Source organism: Pseudooceanicola sp. (assembly GCF_041987405.1).
Taxonomy (GTDB): Bacteria; Pseudomonadota; Alphaproteobacteria; order Rhodobacterales; family Rhodobacteraceae; genus Pseudooceanicola.
In genome coordinates, this window is sequence record NZ_JBHIWR010000001.1 from 325,510 (window position 1) to 348,461 (window position 22,952).

Below are 22,952 nucleotides of genomic sequence, written 5' to 3' on the forward strand. Positions count from 1 at the left end.
ATGATAGCCCAAAAAAGGGTCACAATATATGACCAATTTCGGTTTTTCCCGGAATTCCCCTTAACGTGAGCGGTCCGGCGGTCTATGTGACGGATGATTTCGCGGCGACGGGGCCGGTCGATCAGAAAGTTAGCGATATGGATTGGGACAAGCTCAGAATATTTCACGCGGTTGCCGATGCCGGCAGCTTGACCCATGCCGGAGATGCGCTGCACCTGTCGCAATCCGCCGTCTCGCGGCAGATTCGCGCGCTGGAGGAGTCACTGAACACCACCCTCTTTCACCGCCATGCGCGGGGACTGATTCTCACCGAACAGGGCGAATTGCTGTTCGACGCGACCCGGGCCATGGCCAAGCGGCTGGATACGGCGACCGCGCGGATCCGCGACAGCGAGGAAGAGGTGTTCGGCGAGTTGCGGGTCACCACGACCACCGGGTTCGGGTCGCTCTGGCTGGCGCCGCGGCTGCCGAAGTTCTACGAGAAATACCCCGACCTGAAGATCGACCTGATGCTGGAAGAGCGAGTGCTGGACCTGCCGATGCGCGAGGCCGATGTCGCCATCCGCATGAAGGAGCCGAGCCAGGCCGACCTGATCCGCAAGCGGTTGATGTCGGTGCGGATGCGGATGTATGCCAGCCCGGACTACCTGGACCGGCGCGGGCGGCTGGAAAAGATGGAGGACATCACCGACCACCGGCTGATCTGTCAGAGCCCTTCGGCCGCGCAGGTTGCGGCGGGGGCCGGGCTGGTGGCGGAACTGCTGAGTTTCGACGTCGCCTCGCTGCTGACCGTGAACAGCTATTTCGGGGTGTTGCAGGCGGTGATCAACGGGTTGGGGATCGGGGTTCTTCCGGACTATCTGGTGGATGATTTCCCGTCTCTGGAACGGGTCCTGCCGGAGGTCGAATCGCAGGAAGTCCCCGTTTTCCTTGCCTTCCCGGAGGAGCTGCGCCACTCCAAACGGATCGCCGCCTTCCGCGATTTCGTCCAGGAAGAGATCATCACGCACCGGCGGCGCCTGCGCGAAACCCGCCCCGACGAGGTGGGCGAGCGGCGTTGAGCCTTGCGCCATGCGCATAACAGCCTTGCTGGGCCTGCGTCACTTTGGAACTTGAACGACTCTAAACCGGCGCTTATGTGCTCGTTTGACGATGATGCTGCCCAAGGGTTCATCATCATCATACCTCCCTGTTGGACTTGGCCGGACTTTATGTCCGGCCTTTTTTCTTTCCGCTTGCACCTGCGGCATCCGGCGCTAGCCGCAGCGCAGCAATCGAATCGCGGACGCATAGGCGTTCGAGTTCACGATTGTTTGCCACAACAAGGGCCGTCCAAGGGCTGCGCCCTGATCAAAGCATCCGCCCGGCGGCACGCCGGGCAGCGGCCGTCCGCCCCCCCGGGCGGCCGCTTCGCGTCCCCCCGCGGACCGCCTCTGCCCTTATCGCGCTTATTCGCTATGCCCTCCCCCTGCGCGCGGCGCAAAACTGCCCGGAATTCGGCCAGAAGCCGAAGTTCGCTCGCTCACCCCCACATTGACGCAGGTTCCGCCCCTTCCCCCGTCGGGCCAGCTGTCGTAAAGGGGGCGCAGATCATGACGGGGGATATCATGCAGGAACCGGCCATCACCGAAGAGCTGATCGCGAGCCACGGGATTAAGCCAGACGAATACGCCGAGATCCTGCGCATCCTGAACCGGGAGCCGACGTTCACCGAGCTGGGGATCTTCAGCGCGATGTGGAACGAGCATTGTTCCTACAAATCCTCCAAGCTGCATCTGAAGACCCTGCCCACCACCGGGCCACAGGTGATCTGCGGGCCGGGCGAGAATGCGGGCGTGGTGGATATCGGCGACGGCCAGGCGGTGGTCTTCAAGATGGAGAGCCACAACCACCCCTCCTACATCGAACCCTACCAGGGCGCGGCGACCGGCGTGGGCGGCATCCTGCGCGATGTCTTTACTATGGGCGCGCGTCCGGTGGCGGCGATGAATTCGCTGTCCTTCGGCGAGGTCGCGCATCCCAAGACCCGGCAGCTGGTGCACGGTGTGGTCGAAGGTGTCGGCGGATACGGCAACTGCTTCGGCGTGCCGACCGTGGGGGGCGAGGTCCGGTTCGATCCGGCCTATAACGGCAACTGTCTGGTGAACGCCTTTGCCGCCGGTCTGGCCGATGCGGACAAGATCTTCTACTCCGCTGCCTCGGGTGTGGGGATGCCGGTCGTCTATCTGGGCGCGAAGACGGGCCGCGACGGGGTTGGCGGGGCGACCATGGCCTCGGCCGAGTTCGACGAGACGATCGAGGAGAAGCGGCCGACCGTGCAGGTCGGCGATCCCTTCACCGAAAAGCGCCTGATGGAAGCCTGCATGGAGTTGATGCAGACCGGCGCCGTGATCTCGATCCAGGACATGGGGGCCGCCGGCCTGACCTGTTCGGCGGTCGAGATGGGCGACAAGGGTGGGCTTGGCATCAAGCTGGAGCTGGACCGCGTGCCCTGCCGCGAAGAGGGCATGACCGCCTACGAGATGATGCTGTCGGAGAGCCAGGAGCGGATGCTCATGGTGCTGGACCCCTCGAAGGAGGCGGAAGCCAAGGCGGTGTTCGACAAATGGGACCTCGACTTCGCCATCGTGGGAGAGACGATCCCCGAGGACCGCTTCCTGATCGAGCATCAGGGCCGCGTCTGGGCCGATCTGCCGCTGTCGAAGCTGTCGTCCATGGCGCCGGAATACGACCGGCCGCACGTGCCGACGCCCGCCGCCGAAGAGATGGCCGATGTGCCCGCCGTAGATCCGATAGATGGGCTGAAGGCGCTGATCGGGTCGGTGAACTACTGTTCCCGCCAGTGGGTCTATGAGCAATACGACAGCCAGGTCATGGCCGACACGATGCGCATCCCGGGCTTTGGCGCGGGGATCATCCGGGTGCATGGGACCGACAAGGCGCTGGCCTTCACCTCCGACGTGACGCCGCGCTACGTCAAGGCGAACCCGGTCGAGGGTGGCAAACAGGCGGTGGCGGAAGCGTACCGGAACCTCGTGGCCTCTGGCGCGCGGCCCTTGGCGTCGACCGACAACCTGAACTTCGGCAACCCCGAGAAGCCCGAGATCATGGGCCAGTTCGTCGGTGCGATCCAGGGGATCGGCGCCGCGTGCACCGCGCTGGACATGCCGATCGTGTCGGGCAACGTGTCACTTTACAATGAAACCGACGGCCAGGCGATCCTGCCGACCCCGACCATCGGGGCTGTCGGGCTGATCGACCATGTCGACCATGCGATCACCAGCCTCGCCCGGGAGGGGCATGTCGCCCTGCTGATCGGCGCGACCAAGGGGCATCTGGGGCAGTCCGCCCTGCTCGCCGAGGTCTTTGGCCGGGTCGAGGGCGACGCCCCGCCGGTCGACCTGGCGGCGGAACGCGCGGCGGGGGAGTTCATCCTGGCCAACCGCGACTGGATCACCGCCTGCACCGACCTGAGCGATGGCGGGCTGGCGCTGGCGGCCTTCGAACTGGCCGAGGCCTCCGGCGTGGGGGTGGTGCTGGACGATACCGATCAGGGGCAGCTCTTCGGCGAGGATCAGGGGCGCTATCTGGTGGCCTGCAACTTCGATCAGGCGGAGGCGCTGATGGTGGCGGCGGGCCGGGCGGGTGTGCCCGTCACGAGTGTCGGCAAATTCACCGGCGATACGGTCACCCTGGGCGGCAGCAGCGCCCCCCTGGCGGAGCTTTCGGCGCTCTACCGAGGGGCCTTCGGCGCGACCTTCGGCTGAGCCGACAGGAGCCCTGCGCTTGCAACCACGCAGGGCGGCGATTACATCGGAGAGAGACCAAACAGAAGCAGGCCCATCATGCCCATTCAGGCCCAGGATATCGAAGACCTCATCCGCGAAAGTTTCCCCGATGCCCAGATCGAGGTGCAGGGCGATGACGGCCAGCATTTCGCGGCCACCGTCGTGGACCCGAGTTTCCGCGGCAAGAACCGGGTGCAGCAGCAGCGCGCCGTCTATGCGGCGCTGAAAGGCAAGATGGACGGGCCTGCGGGCGAATTGCACGCGCTGGCGCTGACCACCCGCGCGCCCGAGTGACACTGACCAGAACGAGCCGCCCCTGAGGGTGCGCGCAAGAAGGACCCGAGATATGACCGACGCAAAGACCCAGATCGACGAAACCGTCAAAGGCAATGACGTTGTCCTGTTCATGAAGGGCACCAAGACCATGCCGCAATGCGGCTTCTCCTCCCGCGTGGCGGGGGTGCTGAACTACATGGGTGTGGAGTTTGCCGATGTGAACGTGCTGGCGGACGAGGCGATCCGTCAGGGCATCAAGGATTACTCCGACTGGCCGACCATCCCGCAGCTCTACGTGAAGGGCGAATTCATCGGCGGCTGCGACATCATCACCGAGATGACCCTGTCTGGCGAGCTGGACACGCTCTTCGACCAGAACGGCGTCGGCTACGACAAGGACGCGGCGGAGAAGATCCGGGCCGCGAACGGGTGATCGCCTGTCGCGACGATTGAGACGCGGAAGGCCGGGGCGACCCGGCCTTTTTTCTTGCGCGGGATGCTGCGCGGTGTGGCCGGGGTTTCTAGCCCGGGTCGTCCTCGGACTTGATCCGAGGATCTCGCGGCAAAACGAGGACGAGATGGCAGGAGATTTTCGGGTCGGCCCGAGGATGACCGGTGGCGTGGGACGCGATGGCGAGACGTGCCCCGGCCTTGCGCCGGGGCCTCGCGACACGCCGAGGTCGGACTGTGTGGTCTGACGGTTGTGCGGCAATTCCAGCGGGGTCCCGGCGCGGGGGCCGGGACGGGTCGGCGCGGTGTGTGTCGGACTGAGGGCGGGTCATCCTCGGATTTGATCCCGAGGTCTCTTGGCAAAGCGCGAGCGAGGATGGTGTAGGGTGCGTGCTTGCACGCACCATCGGGCGCCGGTGTTGCGGGCTGGTGTACGAGGCGGTGCGTGCAAGCACGCACCCTACGCTTTCGCTTCGACCTCGTCCGCCAGTTTCTCGGCCTTTTCGGCCATTGCCAGCAGCCCCTCGCTCAACCCCGCGGGGATCACCGGGACCTCGACCTTCGCGGGCTCGGTCGCCTTGCCCTCGGCGTCGCGCAGGGCGTTTTTCAGGCGGTCGATCTCGGCGCGGTAGCCTTCGGCCTCGTCTTCGAGGATCTTCAGGCGGTCCTCCACCCCGGCGGTGCGGTCGGCCAGCATCAGGCCGGACATCAGCAGCATCCGGGCCTCGGGGATGCGGCCGGTCTGGGCGACGAGGGTCTGGGCCTCGATGTTCAGCATCTCGGCGGCGGCCTGGAGGTAGTGTTCCTCGCCCTCCTGGCAGGCCACTTCGAAGGCGCGGCCACCGATCAGGATTTCCAGTTCGGGCATCAGGCCTCCTCCGTCGCAGGGGTGTCGCCGACCAGCGGCGTCAGGGCGTCGAGGATCGCGCGGACCTCGGTCTGGCTGGCGGCGTGGCTGGCGCGCAGCGCCTCGACCTCGGCCGAAAGCGCGCTGTTGATCAGCTGCGAGTCGCCGACCTGGGCCTCGTTGGCGGTGCGCAGGGCCTCGTTGACCTCGCGCAGCTGGTCGTTGGATTTCTTCAGGCGGGCGATGTCGCGCTCCATCTCGGCCAGCTGGTCCTGCAGGCGGCTGCGGGCCTCCTGGGCGTCGGCCAGGTCTTTGGCAATGTCACCAACGGGTTGCGCGGCGTCATCCGTGCCCGCGCCGGGACTGGTGAGCGGGGCAATCCCCTGCCCGATCCGGTCGAGAGCAGCGCCGATGCGCCGCTGAAGCTCGTCGATTTCACTCATGGCCGAGGCCGCCCCTTCGTTCCGTCTGTCCTGTCCGTTCCGGACCTTGTCACTGCGGCCCGGCGAATCATTCGCGCGGGCCGATATTGCCCAAGTCTATCCAAAACATGAAGGAAAGCCCAAATCTGTCTGTAACCACGACATAAATCACTGTTCGGGGGGCGCAAGGACCGGCCCGGCCCCGGGCGGGCGGGCCAGCTGCGGCTTGCAACTTGCTGTGCTGCTGATATTCAGCCCGCACTGCTGCCACTGCCGCCAAGGAGCCCCCGCCCGTGGATATTGCTGCCCTTCGTTCCGCCCATCCCGATCACTGGTCCAAGGCCACCGCGATCCGCGCCCTGACGCTGGATGCCGTTGCCGCCGCGAATTCCGGTCATTCCGGGATGCCCATGGGGATGGCCGATGTGGCCACGGTGCTGTTTGAAAAGCACCTGAAATTCGACGCCTCCGCCCCCCTTTGGCCGGACCGTGACCGGTTCATCCTGTCGGCGGGCCATGGGTCCATGCTGCTCTATTCCCTGCTGCATCTGACGGGCTACGAGGATTTCCCAATCGAGCAGATCAGGAACTTCCGCCAGCTGGGCGGCCGCACCGCAGGCCATCCGGAGAACTTCCTGTCGAACGCGATCGAAACGACGACCGGGCCGCTCGGTCAGGGGATCTCGAACGCCGTGGGCTTTGCCATGGCGGAGGAAATCCTGCGGGCGCGGTTCGGCAAGAAGCTGGTGGATCACCACACCTATGTCATCGCCGGGGACGGCTGTCTGATGGAAGGGGTGAGCCAGGAAGCGATTTCGCTGGCCGGACGGCAGGAGCTGTCGAAGCTGATCGTCTTCTGGGACAACAACAACATCACCATCGACGGGGAGGTCGATCTGGCCGACCGCACCGATCAGGTCATGCGCTTCAAGGCCAGCGGTTGGGACGTGCAGGAGATCGACGGCCACGACCCGGTAGCCATCGACGCGGCGATCACCAAGGCCAAGAAGGGCAAGCGGCCGCAGATGATCGCCTGCAAGACGCATATCGCCCTGGGCCATGCGGCGCAGGATACCTCCAAGGGCCACGGCGCGCTGACGGACAAGGATCAGATGGCCGCAGCGAAGGAGGCCTATGGCTGGACGACCGGCCCGTTCGAGGTGCCCGGCGAGGTCAAATCCGCCTGGGAGGAGATCGGGCGGCGCGGCACCGAGGACCGCTTCGCCTGGGAAGGTCGGCTGAACGAGGTTTCGGACCGGCGCAAGGCGGAGTTCGAGCGCACCATGGCGGGCGAGGCTCCCAAACGGCTGGCCCCGGTGATCCGTGCGCTGAAGAAACAGGCCTGCGAGACGCATCCCAAGGTGGCGACGCGGAAGGCCTCCGAAATGGTGCTGGAGGTTGTGAACCCGGTGCTGCCGGAAACCGTGGGCGGGTCGGCCGATCTGACCGGATCGAACAATACCAAGACCGGCGATCTGGGCGTCTTTGACGTGGATAACCGCGACGGGCGTTTCGTGCATTACGGCATCCGCGAACACGGCATGGCGGCGGCGATGAACGGCATGGCGCTGCACGGCGGCATCCGTCCCTACTCCGGCACCTTCATGTGCTTCACCGATTACGCGCGGCCGGCGATGCGGCTGTCGGCGCTGATGAAGCAGCCGGTGGTCTATGTGATGACGCATGACAGCATCGGCCTGGGCGAGGATGGTCCGACGCACCAGCCGGTGGAACATCTGGCGATCAGCCGCGCGACGCCGAACACGCTGGTGTTCCGCCCGGCGGATGTGGTGGAGACGGCAGAGGCCTGGGAAATCGCGCTGACGCAGTCCTCGACCCCGTCGGTGCTGTCGCTGACGCGTCAGAACGTGCCCGCGGTGCGGCTGCAGCACAAATCCCGCAACCTGACGGAACAGGGCGCCTATGTCCTGGCCGAGGCGGAGGGCAAGCGCCAGGCGATCCTGATCGCCACCGGGTCGGAAGTGTCTATCGCGATGGAGGCCAAGGCCCTGCTGGAGGCCGACGGGATCGGTACGCGCGTCGTTTCCATGCCCTGCATGGAGCTGTTTGCCGCGCAGGACGAGGCCTATCGCAAGCGCGTGCTGCCCGCCGGGCCGGTCCGCGTCGGCGTCGAAGCTGCGGTGCGCATGGGATGGGATCGCTGGCTTCTGGGCGAGCGCGGGCGCGAGGCCAAGGCGGCCTTTGTCGGCATGTCCTCCTTCGGCGCATCGGCCCCTGCAGAGGTTCTCTTTGAGCATTTCGGCATCACGGCGGAGCGTGTGGCGGCCGAAGCGAAGGCGATGCTCTGAGCCAGTAACCGGGCGCCCCCGCGGCGGTCTGTGTTGGGGCTCGAGCGGTCCCGGCGCGGGGGCCGGGACTTGGAGCGGGGTGAGATTTTTGCGTGCGGTCCCGGCGCAGGGGCCGGGACGTGGGTGAGATTTGGCGTGCGGTCCCGGCGCGGGGGCCGGGACGCGTAGTGGGGTATGTCCCGGCCTTGTGCCGGGACCTCGCAGACCATGCCGGACCGCGCGCCCCTTCCCCGCACCCTCAATCACACCCCGATGATTCCCTCCTCCGCCCCCCGGATCGTCCCCACTCCGGCGACACTGTGCGTTGTTAGCGCGAACCGTCTCCGGGGTTAGCGCCACCACGTCACGGTTATCGCTAACACATTGGCAGAAATTGGGTTTTCCTCTTAAGGAATGCGCAACGACCGGCTATATGCCGGGGGAATCCAGAAACAGGAGTTGCGCTCATGACCGTCACCGTCGGCATCAATGGTTTTGGCCGGATCGGCCGTTGCACCCTCGCCCATATCGCGGAAAGCGCGCGCAATGACGTGCAGGTGGTCAAGCTGAACGCCACCGGCCCGATCGAGACCTCGGCACATCTGCTGCGCTATGACAGCGTGCATGGTCGCTTCGGCGGCGAGGTGAAGGTCGCGGGCAACACGATGGATATCGGCCGTGGTCCGATGGAGGTGTATTCGACCTACAACCCGTCGGAGCTGGACTGGTCCGGCTGTGACGTGGTGCTGGAATGCACGGGCAAGTTCAACGACGGCGAGAAGGCCAAGGTGCACCTAGAGCGCGGTGCCAAGAAGGTCCTGATTTCCGCCCCGGCGAAGAACGTGCAGAAGACCATCGTCTTCGGTGTGAACCATGATCAGCTGGTGGCCGAGGATACGATGATCTCCAACGGGTCCTGCACCACCAACTGCCTGGCGCCGCTGGCGAAAGTGCTGAACGACGGTATCGGTATCGAGAGCGGCATCATGACGACGATCCACGCCTACACCGGGGACCAGCCGACGCTGGACCGGCGGCACGATGACCTCTACCGGGCGCGGGCGGCGGCGATGTCGATGATCCCGACCTCCACCGGTGCGGCCAAGGCGCTTGGCGAGGTGCTGCCAGAGTTGAAGGGCGTGCTGGACGGCTCGGCGATCCGGGTGCCGACGCCCAATGTGTCGGCCGTGGACCTGACCTTTGTGGCCAAGCGGGACGTGACCGAAGCCGATGTGAACGAAGTGGTCGCACAGGCCGTCGCGGGCCAGATGGGCGCGGTCATGGCCTATGATCCGGAGCCCAAGGTTTCGGTGGATTTCTGCCATACCGAGCAGTCCTCGATCTTTGCGCCCGACCAGACCAAGGTGACCGGCAAGCGGCTGGTCCGTGTGCTGGCCTGGTATGACAACGAATGGGGCTTCTCGGCCCGGATGGCCGATGTGGCTGCGGCCATGGGGCAGATGCGCTGAGGCGTCGGAGTTGCGTTGCGGGATTTTCGCGGCCCCTTTGTGCGACGGTGACGCAGGCCAAACGCTGAATGATTGACACGCCCGGCGGCTCCGCCGGGCAGCGCCCGACCCGCCCCAAGGGCGGGCGCTTCGCGCTCCCCTCTTTGCCACGAATTTGCCGGGCCGCACGGGGCCAAAGGCTGCATCCGCAGACCCCGCCCCCGCACTACCGTGTCAATCAGCACCGCTTTTTCCTTGTTTTCCGCATGCTTGGCAGAAACCCCGCGCCCCGGGTGGTCGGAGCCGTAAAATAAGATATGTTAGCGATAACGGAATCACCTGGCATCGCGACATCAGGGGGGCGCGCGACCATGACCATCAAACTGGCCATCAACGGGTTCGGGCGCATCGGACGCAATGTCCTGCGCGCCATCGAGGAAAGTGGGCGCACGGATCTGGAGGTGGTTGCGATCAACGACCTCTATCCCGTTGCGACCAATGCGCATCTGCTGCGGTATGACAGCGTGCACGGGCGGTTTGCCACGGAGGTGCGCGAGGGCGAGGACTGGATCGACCTCGGCCGCGGCAAGATCCGCGTGACGGCGGAACGCGATCCCTCCGCCCTGCCCTGGGACGGGGTGGATGTGGCGCTGGAATGCACCGGCATCTTCACCGCGCGGGACAAGGCGGCGGCGCATCTGGCGAACGGATCGGCGCGGGTGCTGATCTCCGCCCCCGGCCAGGGCGCGGATGCGACGGTGGTGATGGGGGTGAATGACCACGTGCTGACGGGGGAGCATCAGGTGGTCTCCAACGCCTCCTGCACAACGAACTGCCTGGCCCCGGTGGCGAAGGTGCTGAACGATACGGTCGGCATCACGCGCGGGTTCATGACCACGGTGCACGCCTACACGGGCGACCAGCCGACGTTGGATACTGGGCACAAGGACCTTTACCGGGCGCGGGCGGCGGCGATGTCGATGATCCCGACCTCGACCGGCGCGGCGCGCGCGGTTGGCGATGTCCTGCCCGAACTGGCGGGGAAGCTGGACGGGGTGGCGATCCGGGTGCCGACGCCCAATGTCTCCTGCGTGGACCTGACCTTCGACGCGGGGCGCGAAACGAGTGTGGAGGAGATCAACGCGGCTTTTGTCGCGGCGGCGCAGGGTCCGCTTTCCGGCATTCTCGAGGTGACGGAGGCGCCGCTGGTCTCCATCGACCTCAACCACGCGCCGGTTTCGGCCACGGTGGCGCTGGATCAGACGCGGGTGATGGAAGGCCGGATGGTGCGCGTTCTGGCCTGGTATGACAACGAATGGGGCTTCTCCAACCGGATGGCGGATGTGGCGGCGGTGATGGGGCGGCTGATCGGGTAAGACCTGGGGGCTGGCTGCTGGCGAGTATGTCAGTGGTGCGAACATCTGTGGCATGTTTCGGGAGTTGATCCTACGCCCCGCCCAAGGGCCTGCTGGACGCGGGCCAACTCCATGTTCAACAGGGCCGAATGCCGTCCCCCCTGCCCCCCTCGCCCACCACGGGACTTGATCCGTTGCCACCGCTCGGGCATAGCCATGGCGGGGTCGGGCGCTTGAGGGTGACATGACGAACAGGATAGCCATCGCGTTGGCAATGATCATTGTCGCGCTCCTGCTGGTTGACTGGCAGTGGTTTGACGGCGCCAACAGTCTGTTTCTTGCCCGAAAATTCGCCGAATTGCTGGAGTGGGTGGCCTTTTGGCGCTAAGGGTTCGGAATGTTGATTGACTGTGCACATGATTGATTTCCTGCCCAACATAATCCTGATCCTGATCGGCCTTTATGTGCTGATGACGCTTGGCTACGTCGCCTTTTCCTGGTGGTGGAAGCAGAAGGCCGAACGGATGGTGCCGCCGCGCGGGGCCTTTACCAGCATCTCCACCGGGCGGCTGCACTATGTCGACTGCGGCTCCGGTCCCGCGATCCTGCTGGTGCATGGGCTGGGCGGGAACCTGGCGCATTTCGACTGCGGGCTGATCGACGATCTGGCCAAGGATTTCAGGGTGGTGGCGATCGACCGGCCCGGGTCGGGCTATTCGGAACGCCCGGCGGATGCGGCGGCCAATATCCGGTCGCAGGCGCGGCAGGTGGCGGAGGTGATCGAGAAGCTGGAGATCGACAATCCGCTGGTGGTCGGGCATTCGCTTGGCGGGGCGATTTCCCTGGCGCTGGCGCTGGAGAAGCCGCAGCTGGTGCGCGGGCTGGCGCTGCTGGCGCCGCTGTCGCTGCCCATCAAGGAGGCGGCGGGGGTTTTTGACGCTTACCGGATCGGATCGGATGTCTATCGCCGCATCCTGAGCTGGACGACCGCAGTGCCGCATATGATCCGCCATCCCGGCCCGGTGGAGACGGAGATCTTCGGCCCCGATGGCATCCCGCCGGAGTTTCCGGTGCGGGGCGGCGGGTTGCTGTCGCTGCGGCCCGATGCCTTTTACAACGCCAGTCGGGATTTCCAGGCCTCGGAGGAGGACCTGGTCGGAATGTCGCGTGATTACAGCAAACTGGCGGTGCCGGTGCGGGTGCTCTTTGGCAAGGAAGACCGCATCCTCGACCCCTCCCACCACGGAGAGCTGCTGGTGCGGCGGTATCCGCAGATCGGGCTGAAGCTGATCGAGGGCGGGCATATGCTGCCGCTCACACGGGTGGCGGACAGCGCGGCCTTCATCCGCAAAGCCTATGAGGCGATGAAGGACCGGAAGTTTATTTCGAGAGCTTCGCCCGAAGTTTATCGTTGACCGCCGGGGTCACGAACTTGGACACGTCGCCATCGAGGCGGCAGATTTCCTTGACCAGTTTGGACGCGATGGCCTGATGCTTGGCATCGGCCATGAGGAAGACCGTCTCGACCGTGTTGTCTAGCGACCGGTTCATGCCAACCATCTGATATTCATACTCGAAATCCGCCACAGCACGCAGGCCGCGCACGATGACCGTGGCGCCGACATCATGTGCGCAGTGGATCAGCAGGTTCTCAAAGGGATGGGCGATGATTTCGGTTCCCGTCTCGGACGAAAGCTTGGCGCATTCCTCCTCGATCATGGCGACGCGTTCTTCGAGATCGAAGAGCGGGCCCTTGTCACGGTTGATGGCGACGCCGATCACCAGACGGTCGACCAGAGAGGCCGCGCGCCGGATAACGTCCACATGTCCCAGGGTGATAGGGTCGAAGGTGCCGGGATATAGACCAATGCGCATGGCGTCCTCTCGTCATCGCGATTTCTGCGCACGCAACATTATTGCGCGGGGGAATGCAAGGGCCTGTCACAAACTATCCGCATGGGGCGTTAATCCACCGAACGCCGTGTCGGTATTACGTCGGTATCACGTCGGTATCGCATCGGTGCGACACCCGTGCCGTAGCGGCGCGTCAATGCCCCGCGATCATGCCTTCCAGCGCGTCGCGTTCCATGGACAGTTCGCTGAGCCGCGCCTTGACCACGTCGCCGATGGTGACGATGCCGATCAGCTTGCCGTCCTCGACCACGGGCATGTGGCGGAAGCGGCCGTCGGTCATGCGGCGCAGGACCTCGTCGGCGGTGTCCGAGCGTTCGCAGCAGACCGGGTTGCGGGTCATCAGCGTCTCGGCTGTGTCGGTCAGAATACCGGAGCCGCGATGCGACAGGGCGCGCACGATGTCGCGCTCGGAGAGGATGCCCTCCGCCGTGTCGCCCCCGGCTGTCACGATCACACCGCCGATCCTTTTCTCCGCCAGGATTTTCGTGACCTCGGCCACGGTCATCGTCGGTTTCACCGTCACGACGTGACCCCCACCCTTGGACTTCAGGATCTGCTGTACGATCATTGCCATTCCTCCCGTTGGCTAAAGCATCGCGGGACAGTCGGCCTCACCCTTCGCTGCCTTTCGGCGGGCTTCGAACGCGAAGGGTGAAAGACGGGGAAATCCCCGTGTCCCGGTACGCTCGATGTCTTGGTCTAAGCGTCCGTCGGCTGCGGCATTTTGTCAAGTTCTCCTTCAAGGTGAGTGACTTCCCGCCGGAGACCCTCGCTCAGCAATGCGGCAAAACGGTTCATCCGTTCCAGGCGGGCGTCGTCCTCGTGCCGGACAAGGTGGAAGCTGCGGGTGAGGGAGAAACGGTCGCGCAGGATGCGGGTCAGATCGGGGGCGAAGGGCAGCGCGAAATCATGCACGATACCGACCCCGGCGCCGAGCCGCAGCCAGTTGAGCTGGACCACGACGGAATTGGAGGCGAGCGGTACGCGCCCTGCCCCGATGTCGCCGAGGTAGTCGAGTTCCTTGTCGAAGATCATGTCGGGGATATAGCCGACCATCCGGTGATCCCGCAGGTCGCGCATGTCCCGGATCGGGGGATGGGTGGAAAGGTAGTCGCGCGTGGCGGCGAGGTGCAGGTGATAGTCGGCGATCTTCTGCACCAGCAGGCGGCCGGCGGTCGGGGCGCTGACGGTGACCGCCATGTCGGCCTCGCGCCGCGACAGGTTGAAGAGCCGTGGCAGGGCGACGATCTGGATCTCCAGATCGGGGTTGGCGTCGTGGATGCGGGCGCAGACCTGCGGCAGCAGGAAGTTCGCCACCCCGTCAGGCGCGCCGATGCGGATCTGACCCGAGAGGCCCCCCGCCTGCCCCGCCAGTTCCTCGCCCGCCGCGAGAACGGCCTGTTCGGCGCGCATGGCATGGTCCAGCAGCCGCTGGCCCGCGTCGGTCAGCGCATAGCCCTGGGGCGATTTCGCAAAGAGCGCCGCGCCGATCTGTTCCTCCAGCCGGGAGACGCGGCGGCCCACGGTGGCGGGGTCGATCCGCAGGCGACGGCCCGCGGCCGACAGGCTTTCATCCCGCGCCACGGCCAGAAAAATTCGCAGATCGTCCCAGTGCATGTCGCCCCCGCCTTTGCATTTACGCAAAACATCTTTGCCCTATTTCCCCTTTGTCCGGGAAAATCGCAACACTATCCTGCGCCCAAACGGATGGAGGACCCCATGCAGGAACTGACCCATTACATCGACGGCGCCCATGTCAAAGGCACGTCCGGCCGCTTTGCGGATGTCATGAACCCGGCGACCGGCGAGGTGCAGGCGAAGGTGCCGCTGGCCTCGACCGAGGAGCTGAACCGCGCGGTCGAGGTCGCCGCGGCCGCACAACCCGCCTGGGCCGCGGTGAACCCGCAGCGCCGCGCGCGGGTGCTGATGAAGTTCGTGGATCTGCTGAACCGCGACATGGACAAGCTGGCCGAGGCGCTGAGCCGCGAGCATGGCAAGACCCTGCCGGATGCGGCGGGCGACGTGCAGCGGGGCCTTGAGGTGGTGGAATACTGCATCGGCGCGCCGCAGATGCTGAAGGGCGAATATACCGACAGCGCCGGTCCGGGGATCGACATTTACTCGATGCGTCAGGCGCTTGGCGTCACCGCGGGCATCACGCCCTTCAACTTCCCCGCCATGATCCCGATGTGGATGTTCGCGCCCGCCATCGCCTGCGGCAACGCGTTTATCCTCAAGCCGTCGGAACGTGACCCTTCAGTCCCGCTGATGCTGGCGGAACTGCTGGAAGAGGCCGGGCTGCCCAAGGGCATCATCCAGGTGGTGAACGGCGACAAGGGCGCGGTGGATGCGATCCTCGACAATGAGGTGATCCAGTCGATCGGCTTTGTCGGATCGACCCCGATTGCGGAATACATCTATTCCCGTGGCTGTGCGGCCGGGAAGCGCGTGCAGTGCTTTGGCGGGGCCAAGAACCACATGATCGTCATGCCGGATGCGGATATGGATCAGGCGGCGGATGCGCTGGTCGGGGCCGGGTACGGCGCTGCGGGCGAACGCTGCATGGCGATCTCGGTTGCCGTGCCCGTGGGCGAGGAGACGGCGGACCGGCTGATCGAGAAGCTGGTGCCGCGGATCGAGAAGCTGAAGGTCGGACCCTATACCGCGGGCAAGGATGTGGACTATGGCCCCGTCGTCACCGCGGCAGCGAAGGAGAACATCCTGCGGCTGGTGCAATCCGGCGTCGATCAGGGGGCGGAGCTGGTCGTGGACGGCCGCGACTTCAGCCTGCAGGGCTATGAGGACGGGTTCTTTGTCGGCGCGCATCTGTTCGACCGCGTGACCCCCGACATGGACATCTACAAGCAGGAGATCTTTGGCCCCGTGCTGTCGACCGTCCGCGCCAAGACCTATGAAGAGGCGATTGGCTTGGCAATGGATCATGAATACGGCAACGGCACCGCGATCTTCACCCGCGACGGCGACACGGCGCGAGATTTTGCCAACCGGATCAATATCGGGATGGTCGGGATCAATGTGCCGATCCCGGTGCCGCTGGCCTATCACACCTTCGGCGGCTGGAAGAAATCCGCCTTTGGCGACCTGAACCAGCACGGGCCGGATGCCTTCAAGTTCTACACCCGGACCAAGACCGTGACCGCGCGCTGGCCCTCGGGGTTGAAAGAGGGCGGCGAGTTCCACTTCAAGGCGATGGATTGACCTCGTTTACCCTGCGCCGATTTGCAGGGTGTTGAGAATTGAACCACTTGGTCAAACCTGTATGCTGATCTGGCCGGGCCCTTTTGGGTCCGGCTTTCTGCGACCTGGGTGGTTCCGATAGATGGCTGTGCACTACAGAATTCTCAGCGATATAGGGCTGGTTTACGTCCGCTATTCCGGCGTGGCCACGGTGCAGGAAACCGTGGAGGCCTTTACCCGATTCTCGCGTGATCCGGACTCTCGCCCGGAGCTGAAACATCTGATCGACCTCAAGGATATCGTGGAATACGACCGGTCCTACGTGGATCTGATGAAATTTCAGGCACTGCAGGTCGATACGCTGATGGCCTCCGGTCGGCCCAGTTTCATGATCTATCTGGCGCCGACCCGGATTAGCCGGTCGATGGCCCATTCGGCGCTGAAGTCCTGGGACGGGCTGGAAGCGATGGTCGTCCGAGTCGTACAGGACGAGGCCGAGGCGCTGGAGATGCTGGGGCTGGAACAGCGGTGCATCGACGAGTTGATGAACAGGGCGTGAGGCCGGGACGCGGGCGAATCGATGCCTTGTTGGGCAACGGTTTGGGGGCGGACGAAAGGCAGGGGCGCACGCCTGGGTTGTCGGGCGAAACGTTAACCCAACCTTAACCGTAGCTGGATGTCAGAAACACGTCCCGTACGGGCGGAAAAACGCGGATCGCGGGTTAACCTTTTGAACTTTTCACACAGTTGTGCAGACATTCCGATTTCATTGACTGTCGAAATGTGGCAAAAAGATGCCCGTATACGTGCTTCGCAAGCCGTAGAGTCGCAGGTGCCAATATTTGGGTCCGCCGCGACAACACCTTTTTAAGGAGGATTTGCGAATGAAGATTTTGAAGAAGATCACAACTTTCGCTTTGTCAGCAAGTGCAGCGATGGTCATTTCGGGTGCAGCATATGCTGCCACCTGCTCGTCGCCTTCGGGGCCGTCAGTTACCTATACGATGGTTGGCGATGGTTCGCCGACATCCTATGAACCGACCAGCGCCGTCTGTGCGGCTGGCAACGATCCCGCTGCCGACTACGGCGTTTTCACTTACGGCGGCAAGATCGAATTCAGTGACGGTGGCGTAGGAAAACCGCCCGCCGGGACGGTAACGTCCGACACCATTTCGAGCTTGTTCACATTCGGTGATCCGTTCGAGCCTTATGGTTCAGATAACACATGGTCACTCACGACTGATGTCGCGCTTCTGAGCTTCGCAATCGTACTGAAGCAATCAAGCAGCTACGCTACCTTCACTTTTGGCTCGCTGAGCGAACTGGCAACCGCGTCCGGCCTTTGGACTGTCAGCGGCCCGGGAGCGACCACGCAAGGTCTTTCGCACCTGTCGCTGTACTACCAACTAGATGACAATGGCGGCGGCGTCGGCACGGAAGTTCCGCTTCCCGCCTCCCTGCCCCTGCTGCTCGCAGGTGTGGCCGGGCTTGGCCTGATCCGCAGGAAAGCGCGCAAGGCGGCCTGAGTTTCGGCCAACTTTCGCCTAAATGTAGTAGAAAACAGATAGGGCACTCCATAGGGGTGCCCTAATCCCGTCCGAATCTGCTAGTAAACCGAAAAAACGGGGCAACAGCAGTATAAGGCGGCACTATGCGGAACATGGATCGGGTTGCGGCGACCTTCGGGGCGCGTAATCAGCAGGCGTCTGAGGACAGGTCTGCCCTCTTCAAGATCATCCTGAACAAGACGGACGAACAACTGAGTGGCCGAAACGGGCCTTTCGCCGATGGTCCGGACGATAGCCAGGCGCCGGGCAACCCAGCCTATGATCTGACCAAATCCCTGCCATCCACATCCTGGGTCAACAACGCAGGCGGCCTGAAAGACGGTCGCGCCGATTGGTTCGGCAGCCTGCCGCACAGCGCCGATCATCGCGCGGCCCGTGTCGACGACACTCCAGCGATGGAATTGCCGCAGGACGCCGACGATGAGGCGCCCTCGGGGGAGGACAGCCCGCTCGACGGGGCGGCCGGTGCGAAACCCGCCCACGCCGGTGGCGGCGGTGGAGACGGCGGCTCGAAAGGCGGCGGTGAAAAAGGCGGCGGCAAGGGCAAGAACAAGGACACGACGGATCCGGGGACGGATACCGGCACGGATACCGGGACGGACACGGGCGGTGATCCTGCCCCCGAGGAACCGACCGATCCGACACCGACGCCGAGCATTCAGGCCGACTATATCAGCGGTCTGGACACGCCCGATGGCTACAATATCTCGATCACGTTCAACGGGAACTGGTCGACAGAGATGATGCAGTATCTGATCGATGCTGCGGAGGCGATCAGCGATATCGTCATCGGTGACCTGCCCGATTATCTCAGCGCGAACGGCATGATCGACGATCTGCATATCACGGCCTCTCTGACGGCCGTCGATGGCAGCGGTGGTTATGTCGGCTGGGGCGGCTACACGGCGGTCAGATCGGACTCCTACCTGCCCTCCCAGGGCTATATCAAGATCGACGAGGCGGATGTGTCCAGGATGCTGAACTACGGCCTCATGGATGACCTGATCCTGCACGAGCTGATGCATTCGCTCGGCTTCGGGACCGCCTGGGGCGCCATGGGTCTGACCGAAGTGATCGACGGCAGCCTGCGGTTCACCGGCGAGAATGCCATCGCCATCTACAACGACCGTTTCGCCAGCATCGCGAGCGCCGACGAGCTGTCGTTCTATGGCGTTCCGGTCGAGATGGAGGGCGGCAGCGGCACGGCCGGCAAGCATTGGGACGAGAGCGTCTTCAAGAACGAGATCATGACCGGCACGCTCAACATGAGCAATGACGTCAGCGCGCTGACCATCGCGGCGCTGCAGGACATGGGCTATCAGACTGTCTTGGAAGACCAGCTGCTGATCGCCTGATTGGTCGCGACAGGCCGCACGGCCGGTGCGGTGCGTGCGATACGACGTTGATCGGAAAGAATAAAAGGCGGGGTCGATGCCCCGCCTTTTCGTTTGTGTTGGACTGGATCAGGCCGCTTTGCGCTTGCGACGCAGCGCGGCGAGGCCACCCAGGCCGCCAAGCAGCAGCGCGCCACCGGCGGGCAGCGGGACAGCGGACATGTCGTCGAAGGTCAGGGACTCGATGTAGAAATAGTCGAGCACGCCGGCGCCAATCGAGAAAGCGTTGGCTTCAATCTCACCGAACATCAGCGGATCGGCGTTGTCGATGTCCAGCACGAAGGAGGGACCGGGTTGCAGCACGGTCACGACGTAGTTGTCGAAATCCCAAAGCCCGGGGTTGAAGGCAGCGAACTCCATCTTGATCAGCTTCACGTTGCTATTGAAGCTGAAGAAAAGGGTTTCCCAGTTGTCCAGTTCATCCGAGGAATCGAAGTCGTGCGTAACGCCGAGGCCTTCGGCCTGCCGGGTCACCTTGGAGAATTCTGAGCCGAGCGCACCCAGAAGGGTCGACACGGTCAGCAGGCCGCCCTCGTAGGACAGTTCGGAAAATTCACCGTCGGCACCACCGAAATCAATCGTAACCGGTACGGCCAGTGCGCCCGTTGCACTGGTTGCAACAGCAACTGATGCAGCCGCGAGCAGGGTCTTCATCGTCATAATCGTCTCCACAAATTCTAATATTACCAGATATATAGACCCCGGCTTCTCCCTGGGCCATCGCTCCAATAGCAGTCGCGAATGGAGACGAAAAGGAGATTCGCGCGTCCTGCTGCATGTCCGAAAAGGCGGGATTGAGTTTTGATCGCCCCCCGTCCCAGCCCCGGCAATATTGCAAAACCACCCCGCAGGGTTTCCCCTGTTGTCCGTGAATTTCCGCAGATAGAGTGGCGCGCAGGAGACGGGCCGAGGAGACGGGGGAGACAATGGATTTCGCTTTGACCGAGGAACAGCAGGCTATTTTCGACATGGCCCATGCCTTCGGGCAGGACCGGATCGCGCCATTTGCCCAGGAGTGGGAGCGCGCGGGCAGCATTCCCAAGGATCTCTGGCCCGAGATCGGGGCGCTCGGCTTCGGCGGGCTTTATGTGAGCGAGGAGAACGGCGGCGCGGGGCTGGGACGGCTGGATGCGACGCTGGTGTTCGAGGCGCTGTCGATGGCCTGCCCTTCCGTCGCGGCCTTTCTGTCGATCCACAACATGTGCGCCCGGATGATCGACGCCTTTGCCGCGCCGGAGTTGCGCGACCGGGTGTTGCCCGGGGTGGTGTCGATGGAGAGGGTGCTGAGCTATTGCCTCACCGAGCCGGGATCGGGGTCCGACGCCGCCGCGCTGAAGACGCGGGCGGAGCGGACGAACGAGGGATACCGGCTGAACGGGACCAAGGCCTTTATCTCCGGCGGGGGGTATTCCGACGGATATGTGGTTATGGCGCGGACCGGCGGACCGGGGCCCAAGGGCGTGTCGACGATCTATGTCGAGGACGGCACGGCGGGCCTCTCTTTCGGCGGGCTGGAGGAGAAAATGGGCTGGAAGTCGCAGCCGACGCGGCAGGTCCAGTTCGACAATTGCGACGTTTCCGATCGGAATCTCGTGGGCGAAGAGGGCCAGGGATTCACATATGCGATGAAAGGGCTGGACGGAGGGCGGCTGAACATTTCGGCCTGTTCGCTTGGTGCGGCGCAGGCCGCGCTGGACCGGACGGTGGCCTATATGGGCGAGCGGCAGGCCTTTGGACAGCCGATCAACCAGTTCCAGGCGCTGCAGTTCCGGCTGGCGGATATGGAGATCGAATTGCAGGCGGCGCGGACCTTTCTGCGGCAGGCGGCGTGGAAGCTGGATCAGGGCGCGCCGGATGCGACGAAGTTCTGCGCCATGGCCAAGGCCTTTGTCACCGAAACCGGGTCGCGGGTGGCCAATCAATGCCTGCAGCTGCACGGCGGCTACGGCTACCTCGCGGATTACGGGGTGGAAAAGATCGTACGCGACCTGCGGGTGCATGAAATCCTGGAAGGAACCAATGAAATCATGCGGGTGATCGTGTCGCGCGGGATGATCGCGGCATGAGCGACGATATCCACATCCGCCGCGAAGGCAGCGCCGGCCGTATCACCCTCACCCGTCCCAAGGCCTTGAATGCCTTGAGTTATGACATGGCCATGGCGATTGACGCGGCGCTGAAAGACTGGCTCTCGGACGAGTCGGTGCATTTGGTGATCCTGGATGCGGAGGGCGAAAAGGCCTTCTGCGCGGGCGGCGATATTCAACAGCTGTACGAGAGCGGGCGCGCCGGGGATTTTGCCTATGGCCAGCGGTTCTGGCGCGACGAATACCGGCTGAACGCCCGGCTCGCGCGCTATCCCAAACCGATCGTCAGCTTCATGCAGGGGTTCGTCATGGGCGGCGGTGTCGGTATCGGCTGTCATGCGGGTGTGCGTGTGGTGGGCGAGAGCACGCAGATCGCCATGCCGGAATGCGGCATCGGGCTGGTGCCGGATGTTGGCGGGTCGCTGCTGCTGGCGCGGGCGCCCGGTCAGATGGGCGCCTACCTGGGTCTGACGGCGGCGCGGATGTCCGCAGGCGATGCGATCGAGATGGGGTTTGCGGATCTGTTTGTGCCGGAGGCGCGGTGGCCGGGGCTAATCCAGATGCTCTGCGATGGCAGCGATATCAGCATCTTGACCAGCGAAGCTCATCCTGCCGATGCCGGGTTGATGGCGCATCGCGCGGAGGTGGATCACCTCTTCTCCGGATCGCTGGCGGAGATCGAGGGGAAGCTGGCCGCCGCCGAGGGCGAGTTTGCCGAAGCGGCGCTGAAGGCGGTGCGCCGCAACTCTCCGCTCGCCATGGCCGTGACACTGGACATGCTGGCGCGGCTGCGGGAGGAAACGGATATTCGCGTCGCGCTGCAGCTGGAATACCGGTTCACGGCGCGGTCGATGGAACATGCAGATTTCCTTGAAGGAATCCGCGCGCAGATCATCGACCGTGACCGCAATCCGACCTGGCGGCACGGGATCGCGGACGTCACGGAGGCGGCGGTGGCAGAGATGCTCGCCCCACTGGGCGCGGAAGAACTGACATTCGAGGAGGAACTGTCATGAATATCGGGTTTATCGGCCTGGGCAACATGGGCGGGCCCATGGCGGCCAACCTGGCCAAGGCGGGGCATGTGGTCACCGGTTTCGACACCGCAGAGGTCGCGGTCGAGGGGGTGCAGGCGGTCGGATCGGCGGCGGAGGCGGCCACGGATCAGGACATCGTCATCACCATGCTGCCGAATGGCGCCATCCTGCGCGCCGTCACGGCAGAGATCATCCCGGCGATGCGGCCGGGGGCGGTCTTCCTCGACTGTTCGACAGTGGATGTGGACAGCGCGAGGTCCGTGGCGGAAGAGGCTGACAAGGCTGACATTCTGCCGCTGGATGCGCCTGTTTCGGGCGGTGTCGGCGGGGCGCAGGGCGGCACGCTGACCTTCATGGTGGGCGGCAACGAGGCCGCGTTCATGAAAGCTCAACCCCTTTTCGAGATCATGGGCCAAAAGGCGGTGCATTGCGGCCCGTCGGGTAACGGACAGGCGGCCAAGATCTGCAACAACATGATCCTCGGCGTCACCATGATCGCCACCTGCGAGGCCTTTGCCCTGGCCGACAAGCTGGGCCTGGACCGGCAGGCGATGTTCGACGTCGTCTCGACCTCCTCGGGCTATTCCTGGTCGATGAACGCCTATTGCCCCGCCCCCGGGGTCGGGCCGAAATCGCCGGCGGACAACGGCTATCAGCCGGGGTTTGCCGCCGATCTGATGCTGAAGGACCTGCGCCTGTCGCAACAGGCGGCGGAGGGCGCGGATGCGGATACGCCCATGGGGCGCGCGGCGGCGGACCTTTATGCGCGGTTTGTCGAGGAGGAGGACGGCGCGGGGCGCGATTTTTCGGCCATGCTGCCCCGGTTCGAAAAGCGCGGGCGCGGCTGACAAGCGGGGTGCAGGCGGGTTTCCGCCCGTCC

At 64.3% G+C, this 22,952-nt stretch carries 22 protein-coding genes; 16 read left to right on the top strand and 6 right to left on the bottom strand.

Annotation, left to right across the window (positions count from 1 at the left end; translation table 11 throughout):
* Positions 1–137: 137 nt before the first annotated feature.
* The 4 genes from ACFC2Y_RS01565 (at position 138) to grxD (ending at position 4,497) form a co-directional block, all read left to right on the top strand.
* On the top strand, positions 138–1,061 hold the full coding sequence (locus ACFC2Y_RS01565; RefSeq protein WP_375173733.1) for a LysR family transcriptional regulator: 924 nt from the start codon (positions 138–140) through the stop codon (positions 1,059–1,061).
* Between the two features lie 546 nt (positions 1,062–1,607).
* On the top strand, positions 1,608–3,767 hold the full coding sequence (gene purL, locus ACFC2Y_RS01570) for a phosphoribosylformylglycinamidine synthase subunit PurL (RefSeq protein ID WP_375173734.1): 2,160 nt from the start codon (positions 1,608–1,610) through the stop codon (positions 3,765–3,767).
* Positions 3,768–3,845: 78 nt separating this feature from the next.
* Entirely contained in the window at positions 3,846–4,082 is a 237-nt protein-coding gene (locus ACFC2Y_RS01575) for a BolA family protein (RefSeq protein WP_375173301.1), read from the top strand.
* Between the two features lie 52 nt (positions 4,083–4,134).
* Positions 4,135–4,497, top strand: coding sequence for a Grx4 family monothiol glutaredoxin (grxD, locus tag ACFC2Y_RS01580; protein WP_375173302.1), 363 nt, complete (start codon positions 4,135–4,137; stop codon positions 4,495–4,497).
* 477 nt (positions 4,498–4,974) lie between these two features.
* On the opposite strand, the gene ACFC2Y_RS01585 is transcribed toward grxD, so the two are convergent.
* Positions 4,975–5,382 carry a cell division protein ZapA gene (locus ACFC2Y_RS01585; protein ID WP_375173303.1) on the bottom strand — a complete coding sequence of 136 codons (408 nt, stop codon included), beginning with the start codon at positions 5,380–5,382 and terminating at the stop codon, positions 4,975–4,977.
* A complete protein-coding gene (locus ACFC2Y_RS01590) occupies positions 5,382–5,804 on the bottom strand; it encodes a hypothetical protein (protein ID WP_375173304.1) in 423 nt (140 codons plus the stop codon). The genes ACFC2Y_RS01585 and ACFC2Y_RS01590 overlap by 1 nt, the downstream gene beginning before the upstream one ends.
* 272 nt (positions 5,805–6,076) lie before the next feature.
* Between ACFC2Y_RS01590 and tkt the strand changes: the two genes are divergently transcribed.
* The 5 genes from tkt to ACFC2Y_RS01615 all read left to right on the top strand — a co-directional run bounded on the left by tkt (position 6,077) and on the right by ACFC2Y_RS01615 (position 12,289).
* Positions 6,077–8,092 (top strand): transketolase, encoded by a 2,016-nt coding sequence (gene tkt / locus ACFC2Y_RS01595; RefSeq protein ID WP_375173305.1) that lies wholly within the window; start codon positions 6,077–6,079, stop codon positions 8,090–8,092.
* Positions 8,093–8,538: 446 nt separating this feature from the next.
* Positions 8,539–9,540 (top strand): type I glyceraldehyde-3-phosphate dehydrogenase, encoded by a 1,002-nt coding sequence (gene gap / locus ACFC2Y_RS01600; RefSeq protein ID WP_375173306.1) that lies wholly within the window; start codon positions 8,539–8,541, stop codon positions 9,538–9,540.
* Positions 9,541–9,890: 350 nt separating this feature from the next.
* Entirely contained in the window at positions 9,891–10,895 is a 1,005-nt protein-coding gene (gene gap / locus ACFC2Y_RS01605) for a type I glyceraldehyde-3-phosphate dehydrogenase (RefSeq protein WP_375173307.1), read from the top strand.
* Positions 10,896–11,118: 223 nt separating this feature from the next.
* Positions 11,119–11,262: a hypothetical protein gene (locus ACFC2Y_RS01610; RefSeq protein ID WP_375173308.1), complete on the top strand. Its 144-nt coding sequence runs from the start codon at positions 11,119–11,121 to the stop codon at positions 11,260–11,262.
* 22 nt (positions 11,263–11,284) lie between these two features.
* Positions 11,285–12,289, top strand: a complete 1,005-nt coding sequence (locus tag ACFC2Y_RS01615) for an alpha/beta fold hydrolase (protein WP_375186409.1) — start codon at positions 11,285–11,287, stop codon at positions 12,287–12,289.
* Here the strand turns inward: ACFC2Y_RS01615 and coaD are convergent.
* The 3 genes from coaD to ACFC2Y_RS01630 all read right to left on the bottom strand — a co-directional run bounded on the left by coaD (position 12,255) and on the right by ACFC2Y_RS01630 (position 14,405).
* Positions 12,255–12,749, bottom strand: a complete 495-nt coding sequence (gene coaD / locus ACFC2Y_RS01620) for a pantetheine-phosphate adenylyltransferase (protein ID WP_375173310.1) — start codon at positions 12,747–12,749, stop codon at positions 12,255–12,257. The two genes, ACFC2Y_RS01615 and coaD, sit on opposite strands and share 35 nt — an antisense overlap.
* A 172-nt stretch (positions 12,750–12,921) precedes the next feature.
* A complete protein-coding gene (locus ACFC2Y_RS01625) occupies positions 12,922–13,356 on the bottom strand; it encodes a CBS domain-containing protein (protein ID WP_375173311.1) in 435 nt (144 codons plus the stop codon).
* 131 nt (positions 13,357–13,487) lie between these two features.
* The gene (locus ACFC2Y_RS01630) at positions 13,488–14,405 is read right to left on the bottom strand and encodes a LysR family transcriptional regulator (RefSeq protein ID WP_375173312.1); all 918 of its coding nucleotides are present in this window, start codon (positions 14,403–14,405) and stop codon (positions 13,488–13,490) included.
* A gap of 102 nt (positions 14,406–14,507) precedes the next feature.
* Here ACFC2Y_RS01630 and ACFC2Y_RS01635 point away from each other — a divergent pair, with 102 nt between their 5' ends.
* From ACFC2Y_RS01635 to ACFC2Y_RS01650, 4 genes are all read left to right on the top strand, one after another.
* Positions 14,508–16,007 carry a CoA-acylating methylmalonate-semialdehyde dehydrogenase gene (locus ACFC2Y_RS01635; RefSeq protein WP_375173313.1) on the top strand — a complete coding sequence of 500 codons (1,500 nt, stop codon included), beginning with the start codon at positions 14,508–14,510 and terminating at the stop codon, positions 16,005–16,007.
* Between the two features lie 121 nt (positions 16,008–16,128).
* Positions 16,129–16,545 (top strand): hypothetical protein, encoded by a 417-nt coding sequence (locus ACFC2Y_RS01640; RefSeq protein WP_375173314.1) that lies wholly within the window; start codon positions 16,129–16,131, stop codon positions 16,543–16,545.
* A gap of 325 nt (positions 16,546–16,870) precedes the next feature.
* A complete protein-coding gene (locus tag ACFC2Y_RS01645; RefSeq protein WP_375173315.1) occupies positions 16,871–17,512 on the top strand; it encodes a VPLPA-CTERM sorting domain-containing protein in 642 nt (213 codons plus the stop codon).
* A gap of 125 nt (positions 17,513–17,637) precedes the next feature.
* Complete coding sequence (locus tag ACFC2Y_RS01650; RefSeq protein ID WP_375173316.1) at positions 17,638–18,909, top strand: leishmanolysin-related zinc metalloendopeptidase; 1,272 nt, start codon at positions 17,638–17,640, stop codon at positions 18,907–18,909.
* 108 nt (positions 18,910–19,017) lie between these two features.
* Here the strand turns inward: ACFC2Y_RS01650 and ACFC2Y_RS01655 are convergent, their stop codons facing one another.
* Positions 19,018–19,608: a VPLPA-CTERM sorting domain-containing protein gene (locus tag ACFC2Y_RS01655; protein WP_375173317.1), complete on the bottom strand. Its 591-nt coding sequence runs from the start codon at positions 19,606–19,608 to the stop codon at positions 19,018–19,020.
* A 266-nt stretch (positions 19,609–19,874) separates the two neighbouring features.
* Between ACFC2Y_RS01655 and ACFC2Y_RS01660 the strand changes: the two genes are divergently transcribed.
* Genes ACFC2Y_RS01660 through mmsB form a run of 3 tightly spaced genes read left to right on the top strand, consistent with a single transcriptional unit; the run spans position 19,875 to position 22,920 of the window.
* Positions 19,875–21,014: an acyl-CoA dehydrogenase family protein gene (locus tag ACFC2Y_RS01660; protein ID WP_375173318.1), complete on the top strand. Its 1,140-nt coding sequence runs from the start codon at positions 19,875–19,877 to the stop codon at positions 21,012–21,014.
* A complete protein-coding gene (locus ACFC2Y_RS01665) occupies positions 21,011–22,051 on the top strand; it encodes an enoyl-CoA hydratase/isomerase family protein (protein ID WP_375173319.1) in 1,041 nt (346 codons plus the stop codon). The genes ACFC2Y_RS01660 and ACFC2Y_RS01665 overlap by 4 nt, the downstream gene beginning before the upstream one ends.
* Complete coding sequence (mmsB, locus tag ACFC2Y_RS01670) at positions 22,048–22,920, top strand: 3-hydroxyisobutyrate dehydrogenase (RefSeq protein ID WP_375173320.1); 873 nt, start codon at positions 22,048–22,050, stop codon at positions 22,918–22,920. Before ACFC2Y_RS01665 ends, mmsB begins: the two co-directional genes overlap by 4 nt.
* Positions 22,921–22,952: the final 32 nt, after the last annotated feature.